Origin of the sequence: Haloparvum alkalitolerans, assembly GCF_050122995.1 — an archaeon.
GTDB lineage: Archaea > Halobacteriota > Halobacteria > Halobacteriales > Haloferacaceae > Haloparvum > Haloparvum alkalitolerans.
In genome coordinates, this window is sequence record NZ_JBNLIA010000002.1 from 221,446 (window position 1) to 233,668 (window position 12,223).

12 protein-coding genes and 2 pseudogenes are annotated in these 12,223 nt (G+C 60.0%); 4 read left to right on the forward strand and 10 right to left on the reverse strand.

Annotation, left to right across the window (positions count from 1 at the left end):
- Positions 1-18 precede the first annotated feature (18 nt).
- Positions 19-501: an NUDIX hydrolase gene (locus tag ACQE3L_RS02935; RefSeq protein ID WP_426962295.1), complete on the forward strand. Its 483-nt coding sequence runs from the start codon at positions 19-21 to the stop codon at positions 499-501.
- Between the two features lie 154 nt (positions 502-655).
- On the opposite strand, the pseudogene ACQE3L_RS02940 reads toward ACQE3L_RS02935, so the two are convergent.
- From ACQE3L_RS02940 to ACQE3L_RS02955, 4 genes and pseudogenes are all read right to left on the reverse strand, one after another.
- Positions 656-997, reverse strand: a pseudogene (locus ACQE3L_RS02940) (type II toxin-antitoxin system PemK/MazF family toxin).
- Positions 994-1,353: a MarR family transcriptional regulator gene (locus ACQE3L_RS02945; protein WP_426962296.1), complete on the reverse strand. Its 360-nt coding sequence runs from the start codon at positions 1,351-1,353 to the stop codon at positions 994-996. Before ACQE3L_RS02945 ends, ACQE3L_RS02940 begins: the two are co-directional and overlap by 4 nt.
- A 182-nt stretch (positions 1,354-1,535) precedes the next feature.
- Complete coding sequence (locus tag ACQE3L_RS02950) at positions 1,536-2,465, reverse strand: transcription initiation factor IIB (RefSeq protein WP_426962297.1); 930 nt, start codon at positions 2,463-2,465, stop codon at positions 1,536-1,538.
- A 549-nt stretch (positions 2,466-3,014) separates the two neighbouring features.
- Positions 3,015-3,815, reverse strand: a complete 801-nt coding sequence (locus ACQE3L_RS02955) for a DUF8170 family protein (protein WP_426962298.1) — start codon at positions 3,813-3,815, stop codon at positions 3,015-3,017.
- Positions 3,816-3,930: 115 nt separating this feature from the next.
- Here ACQE3L_RS02955 and ACQE3L_RS02960 point away from each other — a divergent pair, with 115 nt between their 5' ends.
- Positions 3,931-4,407 carry an ArsR family transcriptional regulator gene (locus ACQE3L_RS02960; protein WP_426962299.1) on the forward strand — a complete coding sequence of 159 codons (477 nt, stop codon included), beginning with the start codon at positions 3,931-3,933 and terminating at the stop codon, positions 4,405-4,407.
- Here the strand turns inward: ACQE3L_RS02960 and ACQE3L_RS02965 are convergent.
- Positions 4,404-5,339 (reverse strand): ArdC-like ssDNA-binding domain-containing protein, encoded by a 936-nt coding sequence (locus tag ACQE3L_RS02965; protein ID WP_426962414.1) that lies wholly within the window; start codon positions 5,337-5,339, stop codon positions 4,404-4,406. The genes ACQE3L_RS02960 and ACQE3L_RS02965 overlap by 4 nt on opposite strands.
- Before the next feature lie 83 nt (positions 5,340-5,422).
- The gene (locus ACQE3L_RS02970) at positions 5,423-5,770 is read right to left on the reverse strand and encodes a DUF8013 domain-containing protein (protein WP_426962300.1); all 348 of its coding nucleotides are present in this window, start codon (positions 5,768-5,770) and stop codon (positions 5,423-5,425) included.
- A 314-nt stretch (positions 5,771-6,084) separates the two neighbouring features.
- Here ACQE3L_RS02970 and tnpA point away from each other — a divergent pair, with 314 nt between their 5' ends.
- Both tnpA and ACQE3L_RS02980 read left to right on the forward strand, forming a co-directional pair.
- Positions 6,085-6,474: an IS200/IS605 family transposase gene (gene tnpA / locus ACQE3L_RS02975; RefSeq protein WP_426962301.1), complete on the forward strand. Its 390-nt coding sequence runs from the start codon at positions 6,085-6,087 to the stop codon at positions 6,472-6,474.
- Positions 6,471-7,706: an RNA-guided endonuclease InsQ/TnpB family protein gene (locus ACQE3L_RS02980; protein WP_426962302.1), complete on the forward strand. Its 1,236-nt coding sequence runs from the start codon at positions 6,471-6,473 to the stop codon at positions 7,704-7,706. Before tnpA ends, ACQE3L_RS02980 begins: the two co-directional genes overlap by 4 nt.
- Before the next feature lie 240 nt (positions 7,707-7,946).
- Here ACQE3L_RS02980 and ACQE3L_RS02985 read toward each other — a convergent pair whose 3' ends face one another.
- The 4 genes and pseudogenes from ACQE3L_RS02985 to ACQE3L_RS03000 form a co-directional block, all read right to left on the reverse strand.
- Positions 7,947-10,220 (reverse strand): phospholipase D-like domain-containing protein, encoded by a 2,274-nt coding sequence (locus ACQE3L_RS02985; RefSeq protein ID WP_426962303.1) that lies wholly within the window; start codon positions 10,218-10,220, stop codon positions 7,947-7,949.
- 236 nt (positions 10,221-10,456) lie between these two features.
- A complete protein-coding gene (locus tag ACQE3L_RS02990; RefSeq protein ID WP_426962304.1) occupies positions 10,457-10,852 on the reverse strand; it encodes a DUF7567 family protein in 396 nt (131 codons plus the stop codon).
- Between the two features lie 67 nt (positions 10,853-10,919).
- A pseudogene (locus tag ACQE3L_RS02995) lies at positions 10,920-11,084 on the reverse strand (DUF7568 family protein); the annotation flags it as partial.
- Positions 11,085-11,236: 152 nt separating this feature from the next.
- Positions 11,237-12,181, reverse strand: coding sequence for a transcription initiation factor IIB (locus tag ACQE3L_RS03000; protein WP_426962305.1), 945 nt, complete (start codon positions 12,179-12,181; stop codon positions 11,237-11,239).
- Positions 12,182-12,223 lie beyond the last annotated feature (42 nt).

A 12,223-nucleotide genomic window follows, 5' to 3' on the forward strand; every position in this document is an offset into this window, starting at 1 on the left:
GGATTGGTGGTCTGTCCCATGAATCTCCGTGACGCCACGTACGTCGGGAAGGCGTGCGCGTACGTGACGCGGTCGACTGGGGAGGTGTTAGTGTTCGAGGGACCGGGCCACGAGACCCTTCAGATCCCCAAGGGCACGATCGAGTCCGGCGAACGACCGCGGGAGGCACTCCACCGCGAAGTGCGGGAGGAAACCGGGCTGACGGAGCTCGCGGCCATCACCCCGGTCGCAACCGACGTCTGGACACGCCGCCAGGACCCGCCGAAGCGCTACGTCCGCCACTTTTTCCACGCTCACGTTTCGGAACCCCGCGACGCCTGGAACCACGTCGTCCACGATGGGGGTGCCGAACACGGCGCCACGTTCGAGTTGCAGTGGATGGACCCCACAGCCATCGACACCCTTGCGCTCGATCTCGATGCGTACCTCCACGCGCTCCCGACCGCGGAGCCTGCAAACCGTACTGAAACCGCGGACGAACCGTCGGCCGCGTCGGACTAGCCACCTCCCCCAGCGTTGGTGACGCTACCGGGATCCTCGTCGACATGCGCCCGCCACTCCGGCCCATGAGTGGTGTGCTGCTCGTCGATGACTAGCCACACCCCTCACAGACTCTATGGACCGCGGTCGTCGCTATGAGGCCAGCCGAGCCTGTCTAGCTCGAGATATACTCGGTCACTTGAGTGGCTACATCGTTGGTGCGGTCGTCGACCAGAGCGGTCAGATAGCGGTCGACGTCAGCAGCACTGGTGAGAGTTACAAGCGGCCAGGGGAGAACGTGGCTTCGCTCTCAGAGTGGATCGCCCTCGTAGTCGTCATCACGAAGTGTGAGTGCCTCCTCGTGGTAGGTCTTCGTGGAGATCAGCGCAGTAATGAGTTGTACTCCGTGGTTCGGGAACTGCGGAGTTCCCAGAACGAGCAGCGGGCGGCCTTTCCCTGAGAGGGGATCACTCGCCCACACGATATCCCCGCGTTCCAAGTCCGCGAACGCAGTCACTGGACCTGCTCCATCTCGTCGGTCTGGAGTTCCTCGAGATGCTCCTCACCGTACTGGTCATCCGCAGTCTCGTGATGGTGGTGCAGTCGGTAGGCAGAGTGGAGCCGTTCCTCATCATCCGTGATCGCCCAATACGGGCGCTTGTGTCGCACGAGGCCGCGCTCCTTCAACCGCGAAAGGATCGCACTGACAGCATCCGTATCCAACCCGAGTCGCTCGGCAATCGTTGCGGCCTTCCACGCGCGGTCGTCGTGGTCGTCGAGGAACAGCACGATCCGCTCGGTATCGGTCCGCTCCTCGAACTCGTCGGCATCGGCTTCCTCGAACTCATCGATATCGATGGTCCCGCTTGACATAGACTAGTGTTGGTACTGTTGGAACATAGCTATTTGGTCTGTTTGGAAATTGGGTTGGGATTTTCACGTCTCATCTTGCACCAAAAACAAGGTCTGATCTCGCAAGTTGAACGTGTACGTTCCCGAGTGGAACCGCAGGATCTGCCTTCGCCTGCTGGAGTGGTCTCTGCTGCGGCTTGGGATCACCCAGAATGCTTCTGCAGTTCCTGATACCGCGCTCGAAGCGTGACGGGCGTCACGTTGGCTGCCGCCGCGATGTCCGCCTGAAACAACCCGCCACCGCGCTCCTCACTCGCGAGGTACAGACAGCCGGCCGCGACGCCCGAGGGCGACCGGCCGCTCAGGATCCCCGTCTCACGGGCGACGTCCGCGAGGGCGACTGCCCGCGACCGGACCGCGGGCGGCACGTCGAGCGCCGTGAACAGCCGCGGGAGAATGTCGCCCGGCGAGATCGGCCGACTCGCGATCTCGAGCTCCACGTTGAGCACGCGGTAGCCGAGCAGGACTTTCTCGCGGGGACACCGCGCCACGTCCGCGACCTCCTCGATCGTCCGCAGGACGCCGTCGGTCCGACACGCGCCGTACACGCTCCCGGCCGCAAACGCCTCGATGGAGCGCCCCGTGAGCAGGTCCGCACGCTGTGCCTGCCGGAAGAGCTGACTCGCACGCTCACGCAGCCCCTGTGAGAGATCGAGTGCGCTCACCAGGCGCGCGATCTCGACGCAGCCGATCGCGAGGTTTCGCTCCCGTTTTGACTGGTACCGCGCGCGACTGTGTCGCGTCCGCAACCGCGCCATCTGCCGCTGCTTCCGACCGGAGAGCGTGTTCCCGTTCGCGTCCCGGTCGATCCCGATCTCGGTCGACAGCCCGCGGTCGTGCCGCGCGGGCGTGACTGCCCCACCGGTTCGCGCCGCGCTCTCCGACCGCTCCTCGAACTCCCGCCACTCCGGTCCGTGGTCGATCGGTGACGCCTCGAGCACGAGCCCGCAGTCGTCACACACGGTTTCGTGGCCCGTCGTCGTGACGCGGCCGCCGCAGTCCGGACAGCCGGGCTGGTCATCGCGCTGTGGCTCCTCGTCGAACGTTCGGTCGTAGGGCTGTTTCGAGCGCATCGGGTGTACGTGGCGACCCTTCTGGATCGCCCCGCACCCTCTCAGGGGCCAACAACCCCCGCGCGGAGTACCGATCAGCGAGTGTCGCATGCTGCTGCTCACCGCTTGCGGGCTACGCGACTATAACTCAATCAGCCAAGTACAGAACATCTCGCGTTTCTGCCCGCAAACATCCATTTGAACCAAGTACTCACGGCCAACAACACTCCAAAGTTCGGCTGATTGCCGCACCGAAGGCCATCTGGGTCGCGGCCGGTCGCGGAGCACAACCGCGGGGCATGCCTGTGGCTCATCTCAAAAAAGGAGAGACACAGACGAAATGGATGGGGTACTTGGTTGAAACCGCAGCGAGGAGGAAGTCCTACTCCGTCGCGAGTTCGTCGTAGATCGCCTCGTGCTCGTCGAGGTCTTGGCGTCCGAGGAACCGGATGAGATACTGCCGTGCCTCCTCAGAGGACATTTCATCGGGAAACTCGGGCTGCTCACTTTCAGCGGCCATACTTATTGCTCACTATGGGTGTCAATACGTGACAGCCAAATGGAAATAGTTCATCGTTCTCCACTCGCTTCCCACTCCGGACGTGGTGTCGGGGATGGGAGTTCGTCAACCGCGGTTCGAAGTTCGTCCTCTGTCGTCCACGGGAAGCATCGATCGTGGAGTTCGAATTTACGGAACTTGTTGAGATGGACCCAACTGTACGTTGCTGGCTCTTCGCCCTCATCTGCCCGGTCGTCGATCACATCCCAAACCTCCTGTTCGTCGATGTCAAGACCGTTCTCTTGGGCGCGATCAACAAGCGAAGTAACCTTTGCTTGGACTCCATCCGCCGACACATCGTCTGCAAACGCGATTTCGAGGGCGGCCTGAATGACGTGCTGTGTCGAGTCAAGGTTATCGTCAGTCACCCAGGCGTAATCACGTGGGAACACGTACGACTTGGCGAAATACGGCGGGTCATCGATCTCGCCCAATTCAGGGGCCTCCCCACCACTTTCCTTCTCGAAGACGCCGACGATGTAGTCGCTGTATGTCGCGAGCAACGAAAACATGATATCGAACGTATTGAGCCGATCAGTGGGGAGTTCGAGAAGATCACCCATAATGAATGGATAGGCGCCGAGCTGCTTCGTGAGTTCGTTCTGGACGGCGCGAAGTCGGCGAAGATAGGGGTCACGATAACTCCCTAGGATAAAATACGATGTCCGCTGACTCCACAGATACGGCAGCTCCCGCTGCGTGAACCGCCAGATCTCGCGTTTCTCCGCTGGTTCAAGTTCGATGTCCCCAACCGCCTCGTGAACGACGGTCATAATGTCCCCAGCTTCCGGCGGAGGGCTTGGATCGGTCATGAGGTGCCGGTTCAAACCGTCGCACCTTATCTCTTCTGAACTACTTTGGTTTTTCTCGGATTAACCAACTTGGACTATCCTAACTATTATAGCGTCCCTCCTCGTACCATCGCATATGAGCGAAACCGACACTGGCACGGCCGATTCAGGGCCGTTCGCGGAACAGCAGCGGCTGTTCAAGCTGCTGTCCCAGGATACGCGCCATCTCATTATCCAGGAGCTGCTGGGCCATCCCACCCATCTGATGTCGCTCGCCGAATTCGAGTATATGACCGGAAAGAGTCAGGCAGCCATCAAAGATCAGCTGGAGACGTTGATCGATGCCGGGCTCCTCGCACGCTATACGTACGAACCGAGCGAAGGGAAACGTGATCTCCCCTCTCAGTTCTACGGGTTTACAGAGCGGGGTGTTGAGGTCCTTCACGACTATAAGTATCTCCGTGGGCTTCCGGTCGCGCGCGCCCTCTACGAGAACACGCGGAAGACCGAAAAAATCGAACGTCACGAATCGGCTCCCCGACCGGCACTTTCGGACGATATCGCGGACGCACTCGAATTTGACGAGCCCGATCTCGACGCCGTTGCTGATTAACTCTTCACGGTTTCGAGGAGGTCAATGACCTTCTCTGCCGTTCGACTGATTCGCTTAAGTCGGTCGCGAACGACGTCCGGATCGTCCGCCCCCCACGAGGCGAGGTAGAACGCTGACCCGCTCGTGTCGAGCCCGCAGTATCGCCCCCCAACGTACGCGACGGCCTCGGCCTCGACTTCGCGTTTCGACCGCTCGGTAGCGTCGTCGACATCGCAGTGGAGCAGCGCGTGCGCGTACTCGTGGATCACCGTCCGCGCAAGGTCGGCATCGTTCTCCCGATCGCGGACCTCGATACGCGGCCGCGTCTCGGCGAAACCCGACCGCTGGTAGATACCCCTCGCCTCACCGTGCGTCCACTCACCTTCCGGCACGATTCGAACCGTCACGTCAAGGTCGTCCGCGATCGCAGTGAGGTGGGCGACAAGGTCATCAGCTTCCCCCGTCGCTTCCGTGTCGAGTTCGGGAAGCGGCTCCCCATCGGTCTGAGAGACGTCAAACACCGGCGCCGGCGTGAACCCGACCAAACCCTCGGACCACTCTTCCGGTGGCGTCTCGTCGTACGCACAGTCGCTGTCCGCGTGGTAGCTCGGCGAGTTCTCGCACTCCGGGCACTGCTTCGTGATGATCGGCGCCCAGATCCAGATCGCCGACTCGCCCTCCCGGACGTGCCGGTCGAACTCCTCCTGCCACGTCCGGTAGCCCGCCACCCGGGTCGCCCCGGGACACTGCCGCTTGATCAGGAGCGTGTTCCGGTAGGAGTAGTCGTGGAAGCGACTCTGGATGTCGAGCCACTCTTGGAACTCTTCGCTGGCCTGCGCATCGTCGACGCCAGCGACGAGGTCGTCGATCCACTGTTCGATAGTGCTGTTCATCTCGTCGGATCGTGTGTCGGTCTGGTCGAAGGAGACCGACGAATCACTGGTCGTAGCCATTGTGTGCACCGAATCACGTTCACGGCGACTGCATCTGTTCAGACCGCGGCCGCACCCTTCGGGGGCGAAAAACACTCCGCGCGCTATCGGAGCTGATGTCGTTCGTCCTCGAAGCCGACCGTCACGAGATACTCGAGGAACGTGTCGAACAGCTCGCTGTCACTCGGTGTCCCGCTCGCGAGATGCTGCGTCCATTCGACGGCCCACTGGAAAGCGGGATCCGAGCCACCCTTGCCGTGGATGTACCACCAGCGGGCCGCTTTGAGAACTATCAGCGGGTTCGTTGGTGGCTGATCTTGTGCAAGATCGCGAGTGATCGACTCGATCTCCGGGGGCACGTCGCCCGGCTCAACGCTTGCTGTCTGTGCCTCCGCGATATCGACCGGAATGTCGTCGAGCGAGACATCGTTGGTTCGCTGTCGTTGACTCACGAAATTCACCTCTAGATGAGGACTCTCGATGAAGCCCTCGCCCTCTTCGGGGCACACAAACCCGGCTGCGGTGCGTTCACCAACGTATTTGGTCGTCTCAGGAAGCGGATCGAGTCTATCCGAATGGTACTGTGGAAACCGCCCAGCTTTCTCTCACGTATCGGGTCCGTGATATATCGTGCGAGCGCATACCCGCGTCTTTAGGCGCGGGTCAAGCGGACAATAGCGTACACTTCCACCGGCGATGGCATGGCTGGATTTTCTACCGTGTGCGGTAGTTTCAAGACACCACAGAATCATAGTGTGTCGTACGGATGAAGACCACACGGCACGCAACGTACAACCTCAACTACCACATAGTGTGGATACCGAAGTACCGCAAATCGGTACTCGTCGATGACGTTGCAACCCGTGTGCGAGACATCCTCCACGAAATAGCCGACGACAAGGGGTTGGAGATCATCGACCTCACTGTCCAACCCGACCACATCCACCTGTTCGTCAGTAGTCCACCGAAGCACGCTCCGTCGCTTCTTGCCAACTGGTTTAAGGGAATTAGCTCGCGGAAATACAACCACCGTCACGCCGACCACGACGGCGAGAAAATCAAGTGGGCACGCGGCTACTACGCAGGAACAGCGGGTCACGTTTCGAGTGAGACTGTCGAGAAATACATCCAGCGTCACGCGGAGGACGAACAGTGACCGAACTCACCGAGACGCTGGAACTGAAGCTCGTGGAGCCGAACGCCCACAAGCACCGCAAACTCTGTGGGACGAAACGAGCGTACCAAGACGCGCTCGAGGCCGCGTTCAACGCCAACTGTACCACACAGTCAACGGCCAACGACATAGTGGTCAACTATGACCTGAGTGGATACGCGAAGAATGCGATCAAGAAGTACGTCCCGCAACTCTGTGGCGGAAGCTACGACGCGAAAGAACTTCACAACGACCACCCTGTTCGGTTCACGAACGAAGGCCCGAAACTCGACCACAAGCCACAAAACGCAATTGAGTGGTACGTCAAAATCCCGCACCACGACGACTACCACCTCTGGTTGCCCGCACAACCGAACCCCGAACAACGGGAGTGGTTGGAAGCGTTGCAGGCGGGGGACGCGAAGATGGGTGAGTGTCGGCTATTCGACCGTGACGGCGAGTGGTACTTCCACATCGTCGCTACGCGAGACGTGGAGGAGCGAGAAACCAGTTCGGCGGAAACGCCGATTGGGGTAGATATCGGGGAAGCCTCTTTGGTAACGGTGTGTCACCGTGACAAGCGCGGCTCCCCGACTGCACCCAACCTCTGGAACGACGAAGGCAAGCGAGTCCGACAACTCCGTGAGACGTACTTCACGGCGACTCGACGCCTTCAGAAACGCGGAAGCGAACGTATCGCTGAGTCCTACGGCGACGAGTTGTGGCGACACATCGACCATATCCTTCACACAGTCACGTCGGAGGTCGTCACCTACGCCGAGCAATTCGAGAACCCCGTACTGGTTCTGGAAGACTTGACGCACATCCGTGAGAACATGGACTACGGCGCGTTCATGAATCGCCGCCTCCACGGATGGGGATTCGCCAAGATGCACGCGCAGATTCGCTACAAAGCGGCTGAGAAGGGGATTCGAGTGGAGACGGTGAATCCCGCCTACACCTCGAAGACGTGCCACTGTTGCGGAGAACAGGGCTACCGTCCGAAGCAGGCGACGTTCAAGTGTTCCAACTCGGGGTGTTGGGTTTCGGAGTACCAAGCAGACGTTAACGCCGCGCTCAATATTGCAGACCGCTACCTCAGCGGAGAGAGTCACTCAAGAGAATACACGAGTGGCGATGACTCGGCTGAGGAAGGGGGACGTTTGACCGTCCCACAAGACAGCCAAGCCGATGCTGACACCCAGGAAGAGACGCTTGGAACGAACGCGTCTTGAAACCTTAGGGCCGTGCTCGGCCTGAAATCCCATGGTGGGATTCCCGCGACTTTAGGCGCGGGAGGAGGTCAATCACGGGTACTTCACGACTCAGATCAGAGGACCTTCACCATGCACTGAACCAGCAGTGGGTGAGGGGACTGAGTGGATCCTCGCTACGCGTTCCGTCGGTGTGTCCGTCTCTTCCTCAACCTCAGCCCGGAGAGACGCCCACTAAGACCGCGGTCTGTCTCAAAGAGGCTAGTCTCCAAACAATCGGGAAAGGAATCCACCGGAGGCGTCCGTCTCTGACGTATCCTCCGTGGTGGCTGGCTGCTCGGTGTCTGTCTCGGTTTCGGCCGCTCCGTTCAGGAGGTCGGTGACAGAGTACCCGATCCACTCAGCGAATTCCTCAGGCGCACCGATGTAAACGCTCGTGGACGATTTCTCGGACATGAACCGCTTAGGCAGTCGCTTTTCGTAGTCGTACACCTCATACTCCTCGCGGTCGAAGTCAGCCGTGATAGCGTTCGGCTCGGATTCGAACGTAACACGGCCGCCTTGGATATCCCGCTGCCACTTCAACCGGCCCGTGTCGTATGTTTTCTCGGCAGGTTCAACAGCGGGGAAGTACTCGGGGTGCTCTCGACCCGCTTCGTTGTAGAAGTCGCGGACGATACGGCGGACGTCTTCGATAGTGCCGTTCCCGTCGGTCCACGGTTGCTCGGTAAGCATTCGACGAGCGACGTAGCTGAAGATCGGGTTCTGCCGTTCCAACACGTCTGATAGGTCTTCTTGTGCCTCGCGGAATCCTGGATCTTCCGGGTTCGAGGGGAAAGAGACATCCATACTCAAGATTTTCATTCGGTTCCGGAACTCGGACTTCGGGAGCGCATCGTTAGTTGTGAAGATGAGACACGGTTGATCGACGCTGGTGGGCGTCCAATCCCCCCAGTAGTTCCGGATCGGGCTCCATCGCTGGATCTTCTCCTTTTCCGCGTCGATGATGGCGTATGGGAAGCACGTGTCCCACTCGCGGACGCCACGGACTTCCTTGACACCGACATCGTCCGCATCCACACCGGAGATAACTGTGTTGTCGGACACGAGGCGCAGGATGTACTCGGTGAGTTTATCCTTTCCCGCGTCGCTTTTTCCCTCGATATACAGATGCTGCAGAACGTTGTCTAACGTCCGAGACGGCGATGACAACGCTTTCGCATATTGATTGGCGAACGGGGCCCAGAATCCATAGAGAAACGCCTCATACATCTGTGCCATCACCGCGGTCTCGGATTGGGTGTGACCGTGGTTCTCGACGGTTTCGATGTAATCTTCGATCGTTTCGAGACAGTGATCCAGGACTTCAGTGGTTGGCTCGTCGGTGGCCACGAGAATCATTTCGTCATCTTCGCCGATCACGACTTGCTCGGCTTCCGGAAGGACCGACATCGTCGGGATCGCTGTCGACTCCTTGACCTGGTTGTTGTACGCGCTCAATGGCGCAGTGATGCTGTGGTCCTCGACGGTCGCCCCGCGGTTCCGGAGTCCAGCTCCGAACTCATCGGCAGTATCCTTGTCAACTTTGCTGGTTCCCATCCGTATCTTTTCATCGGGGGCGCGAATTCGGGGACGGTCAAGCCCATCCGTGAGCCCCGTTTCATGCTCCGATTCAACGAGCCCAACATCCGGTGACTCGTCGTCGTCCGGATCGGCAGGTGATCCGTCTTCCTCTGTGGATCCGTTCGGTTTGATGACGTTGCGGTTGGCGTTCTCGGGTTCTTCGACGAACGCGACCGTCTCGTCAGCCTCCGCCGGGTCGTCGACGACGGTCGTGACTTGATCAGCGACATCTTTCAGGTCTTCAACGGCGTCCTGATTCAGCGCGGCCGTATCGCTCATCTCGAGGTCACCGGCACCGACCCAGTACTCGATACGGTTCTCCCGTTCCTCCGGTGAGTCAGCTTCTTCCAGCGCTTCGACAAGGCCTTCGAGGAGTGTCTGATCGCTGTATCCCTCTCGGTACTCATCGATGAAGCGTTCAAACTCCTCGTCCAATTCCGTCCCGAGATCGGTCGTGAAGACGGAGATCTGGTTCGTGTGATACTCCCAGGAGTTCCGCGAGAGGTTCGCCGACCCTTGGACGAGCTTTACCGTCTCGTCCGGCATGACGATGCGATAAATCTTCGAGTGAACGGTCTTCCGATTCTTCAGACGAACGGTGAGTCGGTTATCCTGTCGAAGTTGTACGAGAGACCTCGCCGTCGAGACCTCACTCACCTGATCGGCGTACTCTTCGGCGTTTCCAATGAGTACATCAAGCGAGCCGATATCGTATTCAGTCAACATCTTTACCATCAGCTCGGGTGTCTCTGAGTACGTCACGGCGTCCACGTGACGCGCACCCGCGAACAGATCGAGGAAATCCTCTCGCTCTTTCACCATCACCAGCCGGTATTTCGCAGCCCCTGACCCGTAGAACTCCGGCATATCCGCGAACCTATCGAACGAGATGTTCGCCGTCAGTTCATCCATAAACACGGCAACGGCTTGAAACGAATAAAACCGTGCCATGGAGCGGTAGTAGAATAACGGTAGGTGAGCGAGTGACATCGGCCGTGACGAGTATCGTTGTCGACTTCGCCGACACCCCTGTCGAGAATCGGGGAACTGACATGGAGTTCGCACATCTCCAGACGTTGCGATACGGGACGAGTTCTAGTCAGCTAAGTTTCGGAACCCAACGTCGGCTGAGTCTTTCAACAAGATCCCTACGCAAGGTGTGACACCTCTGATGGTTCCTCGATGTCGTCGAATTCGCCGCGTTCCACAGGTTTCCAGTCCTCACCTGGCTCCGGACTCCACCAGGCGACCTCGTAGGCGTCCGGTGCGCCGAAGAGCTTCACGCGTGCGGACCCATCAGGCAGGTCGCGACGCAGTTTTTCTTCGACGTGAAGATTCCAGGTTGTGGCTGTATCGAAGCAGGCGAGCACGGCCTCCTCGTAGCCGCGTGTCTCTAGGGGCTCTTGGAGTTCGACCTGAGTGTTGCAGTTCTTGCAGAACACCCCCTCGAAGGGGATGTGAGTGAAAACCTCCTGCCCGCAGACGGGGCACCAGAGGAACTCGAACAGTGCCTCATTGTGTCGTTCAAGTACTTCGAGGGTCATTGGTTGCCTAACCCGGCCGTACCGGGCCACCACCTCGTTCCCGGTCAAAAACAGCACTCACCGCTCACTACCGTTCAATGCCGTAGACGATGCCTGGGAGGGCTTCGCACCCACAGTCGTGGCAGTCCGATAACTTCGCCCGGTCTGCTGCCTTCTCGCCGATTCGGACATCGTCGTTCGGACACTCCGGACAGCGGAGGTCCGGTGCGGGCCGTTCACGGGGGTCATCACGGCTTTCGGCTACCCCGTGTGGGACAAAAATCTCCGCACGGAGGACAACACGTCACCTCACCCTGAAGTCGGGAACGCTGAACGTGAATGGCAGTTACTTGCCTGCCATCCAGTAGTATCAGCCAGAACGCGAGTCCACCGACAGCTCTCCCTTTAGATCGGAGAAGATGACTCAGACCGCTCCTGCAACTCCTGATACCGCGCCCGAAGCGTCACGGGCGTCACGTTGGCCACCTCCGCAATCGCTTCTTGGCGAAATCCGCCACCGTGCTCTTCGCTCGCGAGATAGAGGCACCCGGCCGCGACACCGGATGGGGATCGACCGCTTACCAACCCTTCCTCGCGGGCGCACTGTGCGAGGTCGGCTGCTCGCGAGCGGACCGCTGGTGATACGTCGAGTTCCGTGAACAGTCGCGGCAGGATGTCGCCCGGCGAGATGGGGCGACTCGCGATTCCGAGTTCCGTGTTGAGGACGCGGTAGCCGAGGAGGACCTTTCCGCGGTCGCAGCGGGCCACGTCCGCGATTTCCTCGATGGTGCGGAGGAGGCCGTCGGTCCGACACGCCCCATACACGCTGCCGGCCGCGAGCGCTTCGATGGAGCGTCCCTTGAGGAGATCTGCCTTCTGTGCCTTCCGGAAGAGGGTACTCGCGCGTTCACGAAGCTCCTGTGTGAGCTCGAGCGCGCTCACGAGGCGGGCGATCTCCGTGCAGGCGGTCGCGAGGTTTCGCTCGCGCTTCGAGCTGAACTGTGCCCGGCTGTGCCGCATCCGGAGCCGGGACATCTGCCGTTGCTTCCGTCCGGAGAGGGTGTTGCCGTTCGCGTCCCGTCTACTACCGATCTCCGTCGAGAGACCGCGGTCGTGTCGCGTCTGCGTGACCGGGGCGCCGGTTCGGGACTTGTTCTCCGTTCCGTCCTCGAAGTTCCGCCAGTCTGGACCGTGGTCGATCGGCGACGCATCGAGCACGAGTCCGCAGTCGTCACACACGGTTTCGTGTTCCGTCTTCGTGACGCGGCCGCCGCAATCTGGACAGTTTTGCTGATCGGATCCCTGTGCTTCCTCGTCGAACGTTCGGTCGGAGAGAGGTCTCGTCTGCATTGGGTATTCGCGGCGACCCGCGTGGGATCGCCCCGCACCCTC

What these genes read in the sequence shown, in the direction of transcription:
- tnpA (WP_426962301.1), top strand. Translation starts at nt 6,085, where the DNA reads ATGAAGACCACACGGCACGCAACGTACAACCTCAACTACCACATAGTG.
- ACQE3L_RS02965 (WP_426962414.1), bottom strand. Translation starts at nt 5,339, where the DNA reads ATGGCTACGACCAGTGATTCGTCGGTCTCCTTCGACCAGACCGACACA.
- ACQE3L_RS03000 (WP_426962305.1), bottom strand. Translation starts at nt 12,181, where the DNA reads ATGCAGACGAGACCTCTCTCCGACCGAACGTTCGACGAGGAAGCACAG.
- ACQE3L_RS02990 (WP_426962304.1), bottom strand. Translation starts at nt 10,852, where the DNA reads ATGACCCTCGAAGTACTTGAACGACACAATGAGGCACTGTTCGAGTTC.
- ACQE3L_RS02945 (WP_426962296.1), bottom strand. Translation starts at nt 1,353, where the DNA reads ATGTCAAGCGGGACCATCGATATCGATGAGTTCGAGGAAGCCGATGCC.
- ACQE3L_RS02955 (WP_426962298.1), bottom strand. Translation starts at nt 3,815, where the DNA reads ATGACCGATCCAAGCCCTCCGCCGGAAGCTGGGGACATTATGACCGTC.
- ACQE3L_RS02935 (WP_426962295.1), top strand. Translation starts at nt 19, where the DNA reads ATGAATCTCCGTGACGCCACGTACGTCGGGAAGGCGTGCGCGTACGTG.
- ACQE3L_RS02985 (WP_426962303.1), bottom strand. Translation starts at nt 10,220, where the DNA reads ATGGATGAACTGACGGCGAACATCTCGTTCGATAGGTTCGCGGATATG.
- ACQE3L_RS02960 (WP_426962299.1), top strand. Translation starts at nt 3,931, where the DNA reads ATGAGCGAAACCGACACTGGCACGGCCGATTCAGGGCCGTTCGCGGAA.
- ACQE3L_RS02950 (WP_426962297.1), bottom strand. Translation starts at nt 2,465, where the DNA reads ATGCGCTCGAAACAGCCCTACGACCGAACGTTCGACGAGGAGCCACAG.